This window comes from Streptomyces thermocarboxydovorans (assembly GCF_039524635.1).
GTDB lineage: Bacteria > Actinomycetota > Actinomycetes > Streptomycetales > Streptomycetaceae > Streptomyces > Streptomyces thermocarboxydovorans.
In genome coordinates, this window is sequence record NZ_BAAAGU010000009.1 from 1 (window position 1) to 15,371 (window position 15,371).

Consider the following 15,371-nt stretch of genomic DNA (forward strand, 5'->3'; position numbering starts at 1 on the left):
CCTGACCCGGGACGAGCTCTCCGCCCGCCGGGCGCTGGGCGAGCGGGCCGCGTCGGTGAGCCGGGCGACGCTCTCCTCCAGCTGTGCGGCGCGCGCGGCGACGCTGGGCGCCTCGCCCCGCGCCTGGGCCAGCTCCTCCTCCAGCGCGGCCCGTTCCCGCTCCAGCCGGTCGCGGTGGCCCACCCGGGCGGCGGCCCGGACGGCGGCCTCGCGCTGGGCGGAGACGCGCAGTTCGTGCTCGTGCTCGGCCTGGCGCAGCCGTTCCTGCGCGGCGTGCAGGCCGGAGGCGGCGTCGCGTGCCTCGGCGTGGGCGTGCTCCAGCTCCCGCAGTTCCCGGGCGAGTTGCTCGGTGGGGGTGTCGCCGGCCTCCGCCGTGGCCGCGGCGAGTGCTTCGCGGAGCCGGCCGTGGCGGCGTTCGTCCTCGGCGTGCTCCTCCTCGGCGCGCTGGTAGTCGTTCAGTGCGCGTTCCTCCGCCGCGCGGTCGACGTGCCCGGCGTCCTTGCGGGCGGGCGCGGGATGCTCCCGGGAGCCGCAGACCGCGCAGGGCTCGCCGTCGGTGAGTGAGGCGGCCAGCTCCGCGGCGATGCCGTCGAGGCGCTGCTCCTTGAGGTCCAGCCAGCGCCGGCCGGCCTCGGCGGCGCGCTCGGCGGAGTCGAGGGCGCGGCCACGGGCCTCCTCGGCCTCGGCGGCGAGCTGGTCGCGCCGGCGGGCCGCCGCGAGCCTGCGGCGGGCGGGCTCACGGCGCTCGGCGAGCTGTTCGGTCCGGGTGGCGGCCTGTTGGGCTCTGTCGATGGCGGTCTGGAGGGCGGTACGGGTCTCCTCCCAGCCGGCCAGCCAGGTCTCGGCGTCCTGGAGGATCTCCTCATCGGCGCGCTCCTGGCGGTCCAGGCCGGCGCGTTCCTCGAGGAGTTCGGCGAGTCTGCGCTCGGCGCGGCGCGCGGACTCCAGTCCGCCCAGTTCCTCGGCGGCGCGGCGGGCGGTGTTCGCGAGGGCGGTCGCGCCCGCGTCGGCGAGGGAGGCCGGCAGCAGGGCACGGGCGCGGGTCTCGGCGTCGGCGGCGCGCCGGTGCTCGATGTCGGCGGACTCGCGCAGTTCCAGGGCGGGGGCGACCGTCTCGGCCTTGCGGGCCCGCTCCATGCGCCGCTGCGCCTCCTGGTGGGCGCCGGCCCGCTCCTCGAGGCGTGCTGCGCGCTCGCGGGCCCCGGCGAACCGCCGCTGCAGCCGGTCGCGTTCGCGGGTCTCGTGCAGGGCGCGGTCGGCGGCGGCCTGTGCGGACTCGGCGGCGGCGAGCCGGCAGCGGGCGATGTCGAGCTGCTCGCGGGCCGTGCTGCGGGCGACGGCAGCGGCGTTCAGCACGGCGTCGGCGAGACCGGGGTCGCCGGGCGCCAGCTCGGGCAGGTCCATGGCCTCGCCGGCGGCCTGCTGCATGCGGTGGGCGTCGGCGAGCAGGGCGGCGTCTCCGTCGCGCACCTGGGTCTCGGTGGCGCGCCGGCGCTCGGCGAGCCGCTTCTCCACCTCGGCGAAACGGCGGGTGTCGAAGAGCCGGCCGAGCAGCTTGCCGCGTGCCTCGGCGTCGGCGCGCAGGAAGCGCGCGAAGTCGCCCTGGGGCAGCAGCACCACCTGGCAGAACTGCTCGCGGCTCATGCCGAGCAGCTGGGTGATCTCCTCGCCGATCTCCTGGTGCGAGCGGCTGAGGTCCTTCCAGGTGCCGGCGACGGCGTCGTACTCGCGCAGCCAGGTCTGGGCCTTGTCGAGGGTGGTGCCGGTGCCGCGCTTCTTGGCACGCTCCCAGGGCGGCTGCCGGGTGATCTCGAGCCGGCGTCCGGCGACGGTGAGGTCGAGGGTGACGGAGGTGCGGGTGGCCGGGGCGGCGTGGTCGCTGCGCAGGGACATGCCCTGGCCGCCCTGCCGGGCTCCGGGGACGGCGCCGTACAGCGCGTAGCAGACGGCGTCCAGGACGGAGGTCTTCCCGGCGCCGGTGGGGCCGTGCAGCAGGAAGAGCCCGGCGGCGGACAGGGCGTCGAAGTCGACGCTCTGGGAGCCACCGAAGGGGCCGAAGGCGGTGATGTCGAGGCGGTGCAGCCTCACCGGGCCACCTCCTGGAGGGCCTCGTCGGCGCGCACGGCGTCGATGGCGTCGCGGAGCACGGCCCGTTCCCGTTCGTCGGGTCCGGCGCCGCGCACATGGGCCACGAAGTCCTCCGCGATCTGCTGGTCGCTGCGGCCGGCGAGGCGGCGGGCGTAGGAGACCTCGGGGTCGTCGGGGGCGCGTTCGGGGTCGAAGACCAGGCTGAGGGTGTGCGGGAAGCGCTCGGTGAGCCGGGCCATGGGGTCGGCGGGGCGGACGGGGTCGGTGAGGGTGGCCTCGACCCAGGCCTGCTCGTGCGGGGCGAGCGCGGGGTCGGCGAGCAGCTCCTCCAGGGTGCCGCGGATGCGGGCGAGCGGCCGGGGCACGGGGCAGTCGATGCGTTCGGCGGTGACGGCTCCCCCGGCGTCCAGGTCGATCAGCCACATGCTCTTGCGGTGGCCGGCCTCGGAGAAGGAGTAGGCCAGCGGGGAGCCGGAGTAGCGGACGCGTTCGCTGAGCGTCTGGCAGCCGTGCAGATGCCCGAGCGCCACATAGTCGACGCCCTCGAAAACGCCCGCGGGCACGGCGGCGACCCCGCCGACGGTGATGTCCCGTTCGCTGTCGCTGGGTTGGCCGCCGGTGACGAAGGCGTGGGCGAGGACGACGCTGCGGGTGCCGGCCGGGCGGGCGGCGAGGTCGGCGCGGACGCGGTCCATGGCGGCGGCGAGCACCGCCTCGTGGCCCGCCCGCTCGACGCCGAACTCGTCCTTCACCAGGGCCGGTTCGAGGTAGGGCAGCCCGTAGAAGGCGACGTCCCCGTGGGCGTCGGACAGCAGCACCGGTGTGCCGCAGGCGGACGGCTCGGTGCGCAGATGGATGCCGGCGCGCCCGAGGAGCCCGGCTCCGACGCCGAGGCGGCGCGCGGAGTCGTGGTTGCCGGAGATCATCACTGTCGGCACGCCGAGGTCGGCGAGGCGGTGCAGCGCGTCGTCGAACAGCTCGACGGCGGCGAGCGGCGGCACCGCGCGGTCGTACACGTCTCCCGACACGACCACGGCGTCGACGCCGCGCTCACGCACGGTCTCCACCAGGTGGCCGATGAACTCGGCCTGGGCACCGAGCATGCCGACCCGGTGGAACGCCCGGCCGAGGTGCCAGTCGGAAGTGTGCAGCAGTCTCATGATCCCCGAGACTAACGGCCGGGTCTGACAGCACGGGCGGTTACTCCCGTATCGCCACCGTTCACGGCGTTCGCACCGTCACACCCGGCGCCCGGTACGCCTGTTATGCACCCAAGATGCTTCTTCGCGTCGCCGGTTCGCGTTGTCTCAGCCCGACGAAAGGGTCTGCGCGCCGCTTCGGGCGGTCTCAGGCGTTCCCGTACGCCTCCCCGCCCAGTTCGAATCCCGCGGTCCCGGCGGTGGCGTCGGCCAGCCAGGCGCGGAAGGCGTCCACGTCGGCGTCGGGCAGGCCGATCTCGATGGTGACCTGCTCGCCGTAGCGCACGTCGCGCACCTCGCGTCCGGTGGCGCGCAGATCGTTCTGGATCTTGCCGGCCCGCTGGTGGTCGACGGTGACCGTGGCCAGCCGGAAGCGGCGCCGGGTGACGGTGCCGAGGGCGTCGAGCGCCTCGCCGACGGCGCCCCCGTAGGCGCGGATGAGTCCGCCCGCGCCGAGCTTGACGCCGCCGAAGTAGCGGGTGACCACGGCGACGACGTACCGCATGTCGCGGCGCAGCAGCATCTGCAGCATGGGCACCCCGGCGGTGCCGCCAGGTTCGCCGTCGTCGCTGGCCTTCTGCACGGAGGCGTCGGCGCCGATGACGTACGCCCAGCAGTTGTGGGTGGCGTCGGCGTGCTCCTTGCGGACGGCGGCGATGAACTCCTGCGCCTCCTGCTCGGTGGCCGCCGGGGCGAGCGAGCACAGGAAACGGGAACGGTTGATCTCGGTCTCGTGCACACCCGGGCGGGCGACGGTGCGGTACTCGTCCTGCATCGGACCAGCCTATGCGCCCGCGTGCGGGCGGTGCGTTCCGGCTAGGCCGAGGTCCCGCGCGGGACGGTGACCGAGGTCAGGAGCGCGCCGCCGGTGTCCAGGTCCCGCCAGGTGGTGCCGTGCCAGGCGAGGACGGCGACGGCCGAGGTGGGGAATTTGGTGCGGACGGCCGCGAGGGTGCCGTCGAGGGCGTCGCCGGCCAGGTCCAGGACCAGGTCCTCCAGGCCGGGGTTGTGGCCGACCAGCAGGAGCGTGCGGACGTCCTCGGGCGCCTCGCGCACCACGGCGAGCAGGTCCGCGGCGTCGGCACCGTACAAACGCGGGTCGTAGCGGACCGGCGGATCCGTCGCCCACTCCTCGGCGGCCAGTTCCCAGGTGCGGCGGGCGCGTACGGCGGTGGAGCAGAGGACCAGGGCGGGGAGCAGGCCGGCCTCGGCCAGGGCGCGTCCGGCGGCGGGTGCGTCCCGGAGCCCGCGCGGGGCGAGTGGGCGCTCGTGGTCGGGGACGCCCTCCGGCCGGGCCGACTTGGCGTGGCGCAGCACCACCAGCCGGCGCAGCGGCCCGGTCCCCGCGGGCCCGGTCATGCCGGGGCCCCGAGGCCGCGGGTGAGGTCGACGCCGAGCAGGCGGTCGGCGTAGGCGTACGTCTCGAAGCGGGCGCCGTCCGGGATGCCGGGGTCGCTCGCCACCTCGCGCAGCACGCGGAGGACTCCGGGCACGTCCAGGTCGTTCTCCCAGGCGGCGCGCAGGTCGGCGCGCACGGGGTCAGGGATGGGCCGCGAGGGGTGATGCGCCCAGGCGGCGACCGCGCCGCGCCACTCGGCGAGGGCCCCGGCGGCCTCGCTCAGCTCCTGAGGGCCGAGCCGCACGGCCGTGTCGCGGGGGTGGGAGAGCAGAGCGAGCCGGAGCGCGGCGGGGTCCGTGCCGTCGGATACGCCGGGAATCCCCTCGCCGTGCACCGGAGCCACCGCCACGCGCACGCCTTCGGGTGCCGCGGCGCTGCCGTCGGCGAGGACGTGCAGCACCTGGGCCTCGCCCAGCCCGGTCCCGGCGTCATGCGCGTCCTCCAGGGGCCGTACGCCGAGGGCCGCGCCCGCGGCGCGCAGCTCGGCCTGCTCGCGCTCGCCGGAGAGCATCGCCCACACCGGTGTGCCGCCGAGTTCCAGCGCACGCACCAGAAGGTCGGCGACGAGCAGGACACGCAGGTTCGTGGGGTCGAAGCCACTGGTGTGGGCCTCGATGCGGGTCAGGCCCCGTCTGGCGGGGACGGCGTCCACGAGTGCGCCGGTTCGGGCGTCGGTGATGCGCAGCACGAGCCGAGCGTAGGCGGGTGAGCGCCCGCGCGCAGTCATCTCGCACGGCTTTTCGAGTGCTCGTGGCGGAATTCGACGAGGGCGTGTTCGGGGTGCGCGGGCCGCGGGCTGCGCGCTGCGGGGAGGGCGGGGGTCCCCACGGTCCGGCGTCCGCCGGGAATCTCCGGGCCTCCGGTACGGTTGTCGCCTGTACACGGCCTTTACTGCTCATCACGTCCCTGGAGGCGCACGGTGTACGGCGACGATGCAACGGTCCGCAAGATCCTCAGCGAGCTGGGTGACACCTGGGCCGTGGTGGGCCTGTCGACCAACCGGCGGCGCGCCGCGTACGGCGTCGCCCAGGTACTGCAGAGGTTCGGCAAGCGTGTGGTCCCCGTGCATCCCAAGGCCGAGACCGTGCACGGCGAGCAGGGCTACCCCTCGCTCGCCGACATCCCCTTCGATGTGGACGTCGTGGACGTGTTCGTCAACAGCGACCTCGCGGGCGCCGTCGCGGACGAGGCGGCGGCCAAGGGCGCCAAGGCGGTCTGGTTCCAGCTCGGCGTGATTGACGAGGCGGCCTATGAACGGACCCGCGCTGCGGGTCTGGAGATGGTGATGGACCGCTGCCCGGCGATCGAGATCCCCCGGCTCGGGCTCCCCCAGCGCGGTTGACGCTGCCCTGGGCGGCCCGCCGCGCAGCCATCCACAAACCGCCGGAGCCGCGCGCATAATGACCCGGTGACCCAGACCTCCCCCCACACCAACTCCCCTTCTCCGCAACGGTTTCCGGTCGTCGTCGTGGGCGCCGGGTTCGCCGGTCTCACCGTGGGCTGCATCCTGCGCGCGGCCGGTGTGGACTGCCTGGTGCTGGAGACCGAGACGCGGGAGTTCATCGAACAGCGCCCCCGTGCCGGGGTGATCGAGGAATGGGCGGTGCGGGGCCTGGAGCAACGAGGCCTGGCCGGGAACCTGCTGGAGCAGGCCGAGCGGCACACCGCCTGCGAGTTCCGCTTCGCCGGGGAGCGCTTCCGCTTCCCCTACCACGAGTTGACGGGCTGTCATCACTGGGTCTATCCGCAGCCGTTGCTGGTGACGGACCTGGGCCGGAGCGGGACCCGGCGAGGCGGTCACTCGTGCGGCGGGCGTCACCGACCCCGGCCGTCCGGCCGGTCAGACGCCGAGACCCTCCAGCACGACCGCGTTCGGCAGTTCGGCCAAGGCCTTGCCCGGGACCAGCAGCTTGCCCCGGCGGCGGCCGCTGCCGACGAGGACGTACGGCAGGTCGACGACGGCCGCGTCCACCAGGAGGGGCCAGCCGTCCGGCAGGCCGATCGGGGTGATGCCGCCGTACTCCATGCCGGTCTCCCCCGTCGCCGTCTCCATCGGGGCGAACGAGGCCTTTCGGGCCCCCAGTTGGCGGCGTACCACGTTGTTGACGTCGACCCGGGTGGTGGACAGGACCAGGCATGCGGCCAGGGTGCGCTCGCTGCCCCGCTTGGCGCCCACGATCACGCAGTTGGCCGACTTGTCCAGCAGGTCCTGCCCGTAGTGCTCGACGAAGACGGCGGTGTCCGCCCAGCGCGGGTCGGTGTCCACGTAGACGATCTGCTCGGCGGGCACGCTGCCGCTCCAGGCGCGGATGGCGGCGGCGACCGGCGGGGCGAGCTCGTCGAGGCAGTCGGGGGCGGGGGTGGCGTGGTCGAAGTCTCCGATCGGTGCGCGCATGACCGCACCGTAACCCACCTCGGCGGATGGGTCAGTGGACGGGGGGTACCGAGACGGTCAGCACCATCTCCATCGGCACATCGCCCCGGTTGCCGTAGGCGTGGGGGACGTTGGCCTCGAAGGAGGCGCTGGCGCCCGCCGGGACGCGGTGCTCCTCGCCGTCCACGGTGAGCGTCAGTTCGCCGGCGGTGACGTGCAGCAGCTCGAACGTGCCGCCCGGGTGGGGGTCGGAGTCGCTGGACTCGCCCGGCATCAGCCGCCAGTCCCACATCTCCAGCGGTCCGGGGGCCTCGGTGCCGATGAGCAGCCGGTTCCAGCTGCCGGCCTCGGTGTGCCACAGGCGTACGGCCTGGTCGGCGGGGACGACACGGACCTGCGGGCCGCGCTCGTAGTCGAGCAGCGTGGGGACGCTGACCCCGAGGGCGTCCCCGATCTTGACGACCGTGCCGATGCTGGGGTTGGTGCGGGCCTGTTCGATCTGGATGAGCATGCCGCGGCTCACTCCGGCGCGGGCGGCGAGCGCGTCCAGGGTGAAGCCGCGCTCGGTGCGCCAGCGCTTGACGTTGCGCGCGAGGGACTGGGTGAGCAGCTCGAGGTCCGTCACGATGGGTCCGTTCGGTTCGCTTCCGTCCGGGCCGGCGAGTGCGCCGGCGGTTCTGCCGGTGTGGGGTGCGTGGTCCGGTGTGCCGGCCGCGGCACGGGACCGCGGTCCGGCGCACCTGGTGGGGTCTGATGCACCTGGCTGTGCAGCGAACTGTACTGCGGGGCGGTACGGCGACGCCTGGATCAGCCTTCCGGTTCCAGCTCCGCCAGCCGCTCGATGTCCGCTTCGCCGAGCTCCGACAGCGCCCGCAGCTGGTCCGGGGTGGTCCCCTCCGGGATCGGCACCGGGGCGGGCGTGCGCAGGGGCGGCTGCCAGCCGTCGGCGGGCGTCCAGCGCCGCACCACGCGGGCGGGGGCACCGGCGACCACGGCGTGGTCGGGCACCGTGCCCCGGACCACCGCGCCCGCGGCCACCACCACGTTCCGGCCGATCCGCGCGCCGGGAAGGATCACCGCGCCGGTGCCGATCCAGCAGCCCGGCCCGATCTCCACGGGTTCCATCCGGGGCCACTGCTTGCCGATGGGCTGGTGCGGGTCGTCGTAGGAGTGGTTGGTGGAGGTGATGTAGACGTACGGGCCGAAGTAGCAGTCGCTGCCGATGGTGACGCTGGTGTCGGCGATGACATGGCTGCCGCGTCCCAGGACGACGCCGTCGCCGATGCGCAGGATCGGCTCGGGGCCGAGATCCAGGTCGGGCATGAGGCCGGCGGTGAGGGTGACCTGCTCGCCGATGATGCAGTGCGAGCCGAGGTGGATCCAGGGTTCGCCGAAGACGGTGCCCAGCGGGAAGGCGAGGCGGGTGGCCTCGCCGATCGCGCCGAAGCGCAGCCGGCCGGGGTTGGCGGCGGTCACCGAGCCCGTGCGCTGTATCCACGCCCAGCCCGCATGGACCGCGCGCTGCGCTAGGCGACGCGGCCAGGACGAGAACGTGTTCTTGCTCTTCGGCACGGGCTCACCGTACTGAGCGGGCGGGCCCGCCGGGCCCTCCGGGGGCTGTGATCTTCACCCCACGGGTGTGACGTACGGTTCGTTCTCGAACCGACGAGGAGGCGAGAGATGACGCACGAGGCGCTGATCACCGGTGTGGGCGGCAGGGAACCGAAGGTGGACCCGGAGGCGTTCGTGGCGCCGACCGCGTCCGTGGTCGGGGACGTGGCTCTGGAGGCGGGGGCGAGTGTCTGGTACGGCGCGGTGCTGCGGGGCGACGTGGAGTCGATCTCCGTCGGCGCCGACAGCAATGTGCAGGACAACTGCACCCTGCACGCCGACCCGGGATTCCCGGTGCGGGTCGGTGAGCGGGTTTCCATCGGCCACAACGCGGTGGTGCACGGGGCGACCGTCGAGGACGACTGCCTGATCGGCATGGGCGCGACGGTGCTGAACGGAGCCGTGATCGGCGCCGGCTCCCTCGTCGCCGCCCAGGCACTGGTCCCCCAGGGCATGGTCGTGCCCGCGGGATCCCTGGTCGCCGGTGTCCCGGCGAAGGTCAGGCGCTCGCTGACCCCCGAGGAACGCGAGGGCCTCACCCTCAACGGCACCATGTACGCGGGCCTGGCCCGCACCCACCGGGACGAGTCCGAGGCGTAGGCGGAGCAGCAGGCGCAGGCCCGGACCGGGCAGGCGCGGGAAGACGGCGAACGCGGGACCAGGAGGTATCTGGCGTAGCGCCGCAGTCTCGGCTTGCGTGCGTCGATCACGACCGGGCAGCGCCCTGGCCACGAACCGCCGGCGCGGACGCCGGGGCGGCAGTCGGCTGGCGGACATCAGGGGGACGGTCGGGCGGGGGCCGTGGTCGCGGCCTGCCGGCGCGGGAGCCTGGGTGGCCGTCGGCCGGCGGGTACCACGGCCGCAGCCGGCCAGAAGCCCCACCGTCAGGGCCGGGCAGCGCCCAGGCTATGAACGCCGGCGCGGGCGCCCCGGAAGCAGTCGGCCGGCAGGCGCCACGGCCGCGGTCAGCCGGCGAGCCCCACCGTCAGGGCCGGGCAGCGCCCAGGCTATGAACAGCCGACGCGAGCCCCGCTGGTGGCCGTCGGCCGGCGGGCGCCGTGGCCGCGGTCGGTCCGCGGGCGCCCGGTCGCGGGTCGCCCCGGGGGGCGGGGGTCAGTCCGTGGTGGCGGTGGCGGGCTCGGGGGTCGTCGTTTCCGTCGGCTGGGCCTTCTTTGCCTTGCGCTTCAGGACCAGCATCGAGGTGACGCCGATGAGGACCGCCGCTACCAGGCCCAGCCAGGAGAAGCGCTTGAGCCAGGCCTCGGCGACGATGCCGACGTAGTAGATGACGGCCGTGGTGCCGCCCGCCCAGAGGATGCCGCCGAGAACGTTGGCGGTGAGGAACTTCCAGTAGGGCATGCGCAGCACGCCCGCGAGCGGGCCGGCGAAGATGCGCAGCAGGGCGACGAAGCGGCCGAAGAAGACGGCCCACATGCCCCACTTCTGGAAGCTGCGCTCGGCGGTGGCGATGTGCCCCTCGCTGAAGTGGCGGGGGAACTTCCTGCCGAGCCAGGCGAGCAGCGGGCGTCCGCCCTTGCGGCCGATGGCGTATCCGATGGAGTCACCGATGATCGCGCCGGCGGTGGCGCAGGCGCCGAGGATCACCGGGTCGATGTCGCCGTGCTGGGAGGCGAGCAGGGCCGAGGAGACCAGGATGATCTCACCCGGCAGCGGGATGCCCAGGCTCTCCAGTCCGATGACCACTCCCACCAGCGCGTAGACGGCGACCGCGGGCACGGTCTCGAGCCATTCCTGGACGTGCAACGCCGATTTCCTTCCGATCCCCGAGCTGCGTTCTGTGTCTGCGGGCCGCGCGCCCGGTCACGGCGCGCGGTCCGTGCAGCCTACCGGTTCACAAGAGGGTGCCTGGCGCTCACGGGTTCCAGCTCCACTCGGCGACCTCGGGCATGTCGGTGCCGTGCTCACAGATCCACTCGTGGTGGCGGGTGCGGGCGTCGGCCATGCGCTGGCGCACGGCGGCGGCGCGGACGGCGAGGCCGGGCACCCGGTCGATGACGTCCATGACGAGCCGGTACCGGTCGAGGTCGTTGCGGACCACCATGTCGAACGGCGTGGTGGTGGTGCCCGACTCCTTGTAGCCGCGCACGTGCAGGTGCTGGTGGCCGGTGCGGCGGTAGGCGAGGCGGTGGATCAGCCACGGGTAGCCGTGGTAGGCGAAGATCACCGGCTTGTCGGTGGTGAACAGGCCGTCGTACTCGAAGTCGGGCATGCCGTGCGGGTGCTCCTCGCGGGGCATCAGCCGGGCGATGTCGACGACATTGACGACGCGGAACGCGAGCTGGGGCAGATGGCGGCGCAGCAGCTGGGCCGCGGCCAGCACCTCCTGGGTGGGGACGTCGCCGGCGCAGGCGAGGACGACGTCGGGCTCGCCGCCGTTCTCGGTGCCGGCCCAGTCCCAGATGCCGGCGCCGCGGGCGCAGTGGGCGCGGGCGGCGTCCATCGTCAGCCAGTCGTAGCAGGGCTGCTTGCCGGCCACGATCACATTGACGTAGTCGCGGCTGCGCAGGGCGTGGTCGGCGACGGAGAGGAGGGTGTTGGCGTCCGGGGGCAGGTAGACCCGGACGACCCCGGGGCTCTTGTTGAGCACATGGTCGACGAAGCCGGGGTCCTGGTGGGAGAAGCCGTTGTGGTCCTGGCGCCAGACGTGCGAGGTGAGCAGGTAGTTGAGGGAGGCGATCGGGGCGCGCCAGGTCAGTTCGCGCGAGGTGCGCAGCCATTTGATGTGCTGGTTGACCATCGAGTCGACGATGTGCACGAACGCCTCGTAGCAGGAGAACAGGCCGTGCCGTCCGGTGAGCAGATAGCCCTCGAGCCAGCCCTGGCAGAGGTGCTCGGAGAGGATCTCCAGCACGCGGCCGTGCCGGTCGAGGTGCTCGTCGACGGCGAGGGTGCGCTCCTGCCAGGCCTTGCCGCTGGCGTCGAAGACGGCGTCGAGGCGGTTGGAGGCGGTCTCGTCCGGGCCGACGAGCCGGAAGTCCCGGCGGGCCTCGGTGTCCTTCATCACGCGGGCGAGCAGGTCGCCGAGGACGCGGGTGGGTTCGTGGAGGGTGGTGCCGGGCTTGTCCACGGGTACGGCGAACTCGTCGAGGTCCGGCAGCGGCAGTGCGCGCAGCAGCAGGCCGCCGTTGGCGTGCAGGGTGGCGCCGAGGCGGCGGTCGCCCTCGGGCACACAGGCGAGGACCTCGTCGACGGGCCGGCCGTCGGCGTCGAAGAGCTCCCCAGGGCGGTACGACTTCAGCCAGGCCTCGAGCTGCCGAAGGTGCTCGGGGTTCTCGCGGACGCCGGGCAGCGGCACCTGGTGGGAGCGCCAGGTGTTCTCGACGGGCTTGCCGTCCACCTCGGCGGGGCCGGTCCAGCCCTTGGGTGTGCGCAGCACGATCACGGGCCAGCGGACCCGCTCGGTGACGCCGTCCTCGCGGGCGGCGCGCTGGGCCTCGGCGATGCGGTCGAGGGCGGTGTCCATGGCGGTGGCCATGGCCCGGTGGACGGTGGCCGGGTCGTCGCCGCTCACCGTGACCGGGTCGTGGCCGTAGCCGCGCAGCAGTTCTTCGAGCTCGGGCTCGGGGAGGCGGGCGAGGACGGTCGGGTTGGCGATCTTGTAGCCGTTGAGGTGCAGGATCGGCAGGACGGCACCGTCGTGGACGGGGTCGAGGAACTTGTTGGAGTGCCAGGACCCGGCGAGCGGGCCGGTCTCGGCCTCGCCGTCGCCGATCACGCAGGCGACCAGCAGGCCGGGGTTGTCGAAGGCGGCTCCGTAGGCGTGGGCGAGGGAGTAGCCGAGCTCGCCGCCCTCGTGGATGGAGCCGGGGACCTCGGGGGCGACGTGGCTGGGCACGCCGCCGGGGAAGGAGAACTGCCGGAACAGCCGTGCCATGCCGGCCGCGTCCCGGCCGACGTCCGGGTAGATCTCGCCGTAGGTGCCCTCCAGCCAGGTGTTGGCCAGGATGGAGGGCCCGCCGTGGCCGGGACCCCAGATGCACAGCGCGTCCAGGTCGCGGGCCCGGATGACGCGGTTGAGGTGGGTGTACACCAGGTTCAGGCCCGGTGAGGTGCCCCAGTGGCCGAGCAGCCTCGGTTTGACGTGCTCGGGCCTGAGGGGTTCGGTCAGCAGGGGGTTGTCCAGCAGGTAGATCTGGCCCGCCGACAGGTAGTTGGCGGCGCGCCAGTGGGCGTCCAGGGTGCGCAGTTCCTCGTCGCTGGGTCCGGTGTGCTGGTCCTCGGGCATGGCTGACTCCGTGAGTGGTCGGCGGGTGCGCTCCGCGCCGGGCATCAGCAGGGGGGTACCAGTCTGTTCCGGTGTGATGCCTCTCGCGTGCGTACGGCGGCATGTGGCGCAATGTGCGCGCCGTGGCCGGTGTCGGTGAGTTCCGGAGTCTCAGTGGTACGGGATCACCACGACCGGGGCCGTGGCGTGGTGCAGCACGGCGTGGGTGACGGAGCCGATGCGGGTCCCGATGGCGTGCCGGCGCATCCGGCGTCCGACGATCAGCAGCGAGGACCGGGCGGCGGCCTCGACCAGGCGGACGGAGGGGGTGCCGCCGAAGGACTCCTCGGTCACCTCGACGCCCGGGAACTTCTCCCGCCAGGGGCGCACCAGGCCGGCCAGCAGCGCGGCCTGTACGGCGGCGATCTCCTGGTAGCGCTCGGGGTCGGCCGGCACGCCGTAGACGTAGTACGGCGGCAGGTTCCAGCCGTGCACGATCCGCAGGCTCGCCTCCCGCCGCTCCGCTTCCGCGAACGCGAAGGCGAGCAGCTCGTCGGAGGGGTCGTCGACGTCGAGGCCGAGCAGCACGGGGAGGTAGGAGGTGGCGGCGGAGGGGATCCCGGCCGGGTCCGGCTGATGCTCGTCGGCGGCCTGCTCCCCGGCCCGCACCAGGACGACCGGACGCCGGACGTGCGCCACGACGACCAGCCCCACGGAGCCGACCAGGAACCCGCCGACGCCGCCCATGCCGCGGGAGCCGAGTACGAGCAGCTCGGCCTCGTCCGAGGCGCGGATCAGCACGTCGTAGGCGGAGCCGATGCGGTGCTCGGTCTCGATCTCGACACCGGGGTGGCGCAGCCGCAGCCCCTCGGCGGTCTCCCGCAGCATCCGGGGCCAGGTTCCGACCGAGTCCTCCGAGGCGGCGACGGACTCGCTCAAGGACGGCTCCGTCCCCCCGCCGAGCAGCGGGGCGACGACCGTGGGGTGGACGTGCAGCAACCGGAGCGGTGCGGCACGCAGCGCCGCTTCGCGGGCCGCCCATTCGGCCGCGGCCCTGCTCTCGGGCGAGCCGTCCAGGCCGGTGATGAGGGGGCGGGACATGGTGACCTCCTGGGGTCGGAGCGGTCACCTTCAGCCTGGTGCGCCCCGCCTCCCGCGCACAGGGGCCGCGGGGCCCGTCCCGGCGCCGGAGGGCCCTGCCCGGGGCGGCCGGGTCAGGGCCGTGTGCCGGGCCCGCAGGGCCGTTCGGCCCCTTCTGGTGCGGCCGGCGGCGCGGGAGGCTGGACCGTGCAAACGGCAGACCGCTCACCCGCAACGCCTCAGCTCAGGGAGGCCCGCCATGTTCGCTCCCCCGTCCCCCAGCGCGATCCGCGCACTGCCCGCCCAGCACCGGGCACGTCTGATGGAGCTCGCCCGCGAGGTGTCCTTCCCGCAAGGCGTCCGGCTGTTCGAGGAGGGCGGACGCGCCGACCGGTTCTGGGTCGTCCGGACCGGCACCGTCGCCCTCGACATGCGGGTGCCCGGCCGCCGCCCCGCGGTGATCGAACGCCTCAGGCACAACGAACTCGTCGGCTGGTCCTGGCTGTTCGAGCCGCACATCTGGCATCTGGGCGCCGAGGCGGAGACGCTGGTGCGCGCCTACGAGTTCGACGCCGCGCCCGTCAACGCCCTGCGCCACGCCGACCCGGTCTTCGGCCAGGCCGTGGCCGAATGGGTGGGCAACGTCGTCGCCCACCGCCTCCACGCCGCCCGCATCCGCCTCCTCGACCTCTACGCCCCGTACGGGGCGGGCAGCACGGTCTGAGGTGGCGGGACTCCCCCGTTGCCCGGAAGCGCTCCGTGCTGTCGGGGCTCCGGCTTCGGGCACCTGATCCGAGGTGCCCGAACGATCCCAGACTTCTCAGCCGTTGGGCCGCAGGGTCCAGATGACGCTCATTTCGCCGGTGACGGCGCCGTCCTCGCGGCGGATCTCGACGGTGACGGGGAACTCGGGGCGGCGGCCCTCGTCGAGTTCCGCGACGACCTCGGGGGCCGGGCGGCCGAGGGTGGCGGTGGCGGTGACGGGGCCCATGGCGAGCTTCTTGTAGGAGATCTCGGCGCTGACCGCCAGCGGCACGGCGCGCGAGAGCTGGTCGCCGAACGCGGCGAGCACGATGGCACCGCTCGCCGACTCGCCGAGGGTGAACATCGCGCCGGCGTGCGGCCCGCCCACGTGGTTGTGGTAGTCGGGCTGGTCCGGCAGCGACACCACGGCCCGCTCCGGAGTGGTCTCCAGGAACTGGAGATTCAGGGTCCGGGCCATGGGCACCGTGGCGGCGAGCATCTCGCCGATGGACATCTGGTCTGCGCTCATGACCGAAGGTTACCCACGAGTAGCTCGGTCTGACCAGGGCGGGACGGGTGGAGGCACGGTGCAGGACCTGCGCGGTGACCGGGGCGGGACGGTCTTGCTACGCCCCTGTCAAAGGGTGGTGA

General features: G+C 73.8%; 15 protein-coding genes and 1 pseudogene. 4 read left to right on the forward strand and 12 right to left on the reverse strand.

Going from position 1 to position 15,371, the window contains the following annotated elements; all coding sequences use genetic code 11:
• The 5 genes from ABD198_RS05660 to ABD198_RS05680 all read right to left on the reverse strand — a co-directional run.
• Window positions 1–2,088, reverse strand: a 2,088-nt coding sequence (locus ABD198_RS05660) for an AAA family ATPase (RefSeq protein ID WP_343998253.1), incomplete at its 3' end; no start/stop codon positions are given.
• Entirely contained in the window at window positions 2,085–3,248 is a 1,164-nt protein-coding gene (locus tag ABD198_RS05665) for an exonuclease SbcCD subunit D (protein ID WP_343998254.1), read from the reverse strand. The genes ABD198_RS05660 and ABD198_RS05665, both read right to left, overlap by 4 nt.
• Window positions 3,249–3,435: 187 nt before the next feature.
• Window positions 3,436–4,062: a YigZ family protein gene (locus ABD198_RS05670; RefSeq protein WP_343998255.1), complete on the reverse strand. Its 627-nt coding sequence runs from the start codon at window positions 4,060–4,062 to the stop codon at window positions 3,436–3,438.
• A gap of 41 nt (window positions 4,063–4,103) precedes the next feature.
• On the reverse strand, window positions 4,104–4,646 hold the full coding sequence (locus ABD198_RS05675) for a SixA phosphatase family protein (protein ID WP_343998256.1): 543 nt from the start codon (window positions 4,644–4,646) through the stop codon (window positions 4,104–4,106).
• Window positions 4,643–5,413: a hypothetical protein gene (locus ABD198_RS05680; protein WP_343998257.1), complete on the reverse strand. Its 771-nt coding sequence runs from the start codon at window positions 5,411–5,413 to the stop codon at window positions 4,643–4,645. The genes ABD198_RS05675 and ABD198_RS05680 overlap by 4 nt, the downstream gene beginning before the upstream one ends.
• A 192-nt stretch (window positions 5,414–5,605) precedes the next feature.
• Between ABD198_RS05680 and ABD198_RS05685 the strand changes: the two genes are divergently transcribed.
• On the forward strand, window positions 5,606–6,028 hold the full coding sequence (locus ABD198_RS05685) for a CoA-binding protein (RefSeq protein WP_343998258.1): 423 nt from the start codon (window positions 5,606–5,608) through the stop codon (window positions 6,026–6,028).
• A gap of 66 nt (window positions 6,029–6,094) precedes the next feature.
• Window positions 6,095–6,464 (forward strand): annotated as a pseudogene (locus ABD198_RS05690) (FAD-dependent monooxygenase); the annotation flags it as partial.
• A 62-nt stretch (window positions 6,465–6,526) separates the two neighbouring features.
• Here ABD198_RS05690 and ABD198_RS05695 read toward each other — a convergent pair.
• From ABD198_RS05695 to ABD198_RS05705, 3 genes are all read right to left on the reverse strand, one after another.
• On the reverse strand, window positions 6,527–7,081 hold the full coding sequence (locus tag ABD198_RS05695) for a YbaK/EbsC family protein (protein ID WP_343998259.1): 555 nt from the start codon (window positions 7,079–7,081) through the stop codon (window positions 6,527–6,529).
• 31 nt (window positions 7,082–7,112) lie between these two features.
• On the reverse strand, window positions 7,113–7,685 hold the full coding sequence (locus tag ABD198_RS05700; protein WP_343998260.1) for a helix-turn-helix domain-containing protein: 573 nt from the start codon (window positions 7,683–7,685) through the stop codon (window positions 7,113–7,115).
• 182 nt (window positions 7,686–7,867) lie between these two features.
• The gene (locus tag ABD198_RS05705; protein ID WP_343998261.1) at window positions 7,868–8,632 is read right to left on the reverse strand and encodes an acyltransferase; all 765 of its coding nucleotides are present in this window, start codon (window positions 8,630–8,632) and stop codon (window positions 7,868–7,870) included.
• A 108-nt stretch (window positions 8,633–8,740) separates the two neighbouring features.
• Here ABD198_RS05705 and ABD198_RS05710 point away from each other — a divergent pair, with 108 nt between their 5' ends.
• Window positions 8,741–9,271, forward strand: coding sequence for a gamma carbonic anhydrase family protein (locus tag ABD198_RS05710; RefSeq protein WP_343998262.1), 531 nt, complete (start codon window positions 8,741–8,743; stop codon window positions 9,269–9,271).
• Between the two features lie 513 nt (window positions 9,272–9,784).
• Here ABD198_RS05710 and ABD198_RS05715 read toward each other — a convergent pair.
• The 3 genes from ABD198_RS05715 to ABD198_RS05725 all read right to left on the reverse strand — a co-directional run bounded on the left by ABD198_RS05715 (window position 9,785) and on the right by ABD198_RS05725 (window position 13,997).
• The gene (locus ABD198_RS05715; protein WP_343998263.1) at window positions 9,785–10,435 is read right to left on the reverse strand and encodes a DedA family protein; all 651 of its coding nucleotides are present in this window, start codon (window positions 10,433–10,435) and stop codon (window positions 9,785–9,787) included.
• A 109-nt stretch (window positions 10,436–10,544) separates the two neighbouring features.
• Window positions 10,545–12,917: a phosphoketolase family protein gene (locus ABD198_RS05720; protein ID WP_343998264.1), complete on the reverse strand. Its 2,373-nt coding sequence runs from the start codon at window positions 12,915–12,917 to the stop codon at window positions 10,545–10,547.
• Window positions 12,918–13,067: 150 nt separating this feature from the next.
• Window positions 13,068–13,997: a universal stress protein gene (locus ABD198_RS05725; protein WP_343998265.1), complete on the reverse strand. Its 930-nt coding sequence runs from the start codon at window positions 13,995–13,997 to the stop codon at window positions 13,068–13,070.
• 238 nt (window positions 13,998–14,235) lie between these two features.
• Here ABD198_RS05725 and ABD198_RS05730 point away from each other — a divergent pair, with 238 nt between their 5' ends.
• Window positions 14,236–14,700: a cyclic nucleotide-binding domain-containing protein gene (locus tag ABD198_RS05730; RefSeq protein ID WP_343998266.1), complete on the forward strand. Its 465-nt coding sequence runs from the start codon at window positions 14,236–14,238 to the stop codon at window positions 14,698–14,700.
• A 96-nt stretch (window positions 14,701–14,796) separates the two neighbouring features.
• Here ABD198_RS05730 and ABD198_RS05735 read toward each other — a convergent pair whose 3' ends face one another.
• Window positions 14,797–15,234 (reverse strand): DUF4442 domain-containing protein, encoded by a 438-nt coding sequence (locus ABD198_RS05735; protein ID WP_343998415.1) that lies wholly within the window; start codon window positions 15,232–15,234, stop codon window positions 14,797–14,799.
• Window positions 15,235–15,371 lie beyond the last annotated feature (137 nt).

Excerpts from the sequence above, each read along its gene's own strand:
- ABD198_RS05665 (WP_343998254.1), bottom strand. The coding sequence starts at position 3,248 with ATGAGACTGCTGCACACTTCCGACTGGCACCTCGGCCGGGCGTTCCAC.
- ABD198_RS05670 (WP_343998255.1), bottom strand. The coding sequence starts at position 4,062 with ATGCAGGACGAGTACCGCACCGTCGCCCGCCCGGGTGTGCACGAGACC.
- ABD198_RS05675 (WP_343998256.1), bottom strand. The coding sequence starts at position 4,646 with ATGACCGGGCCCGCGGGGACCGGGCCGCTGCGCCGGCTGGTGGTGCTG.
- ABD198_RS05680 (WP_343998257.1), bottom strand. The coding sequence starts at position 5,413 with ATGACTGCGCGCGGGCGCTCACCCGCCTACGCTCGGCTCGTGCTGCGC.
- ABD198_RS05695 (WP_343998259.1), bottom strand. The coding sequence starts at position 7,081 with ATGCGCGCACCGATCGGAGACTTCGACCACGCCACCCCCGCCCCCGAC.
- ABD198_RS05710 (WP_343998262.1), top strand. The coding sequence starts at position 8,741 with ATGACGCACGAGGCGCTGATCACCGGTGTGGGCGGCAGGGAACCGAAG.
- ABD198_RS05720 (WP_343998264.1), bottom strand. The coding sequence starts at position 12,917 with ATGCCCGAGGACCAGCACACCGGACCCAGCGACGAGGAACTGCGCACC.
- ABD198_RS05725 (WP_343998265.1), bottom strand. The coding sequence starts at position 13,997 with ATGTCCCGCCCCCTCATCACCGGCCTGGACGGCTCGCCCGAGAGCAGG.
- ABD198_RS05730 (WP_343998266.1), top strand. The coding sequence starts at position 14,236 with ATGTTCGCTCCCCCGTCCCCCAGCGCGATCCGCGCACTGCCCGCCCAG.
- ABD198_RS05735 (WP_343998415.1), bottom strand. The coding sequence starts at position 15,234 with ATGTCCATCGGCGAGATGCTCGCCGCCACGGTGCCCATGGCCCGGACC.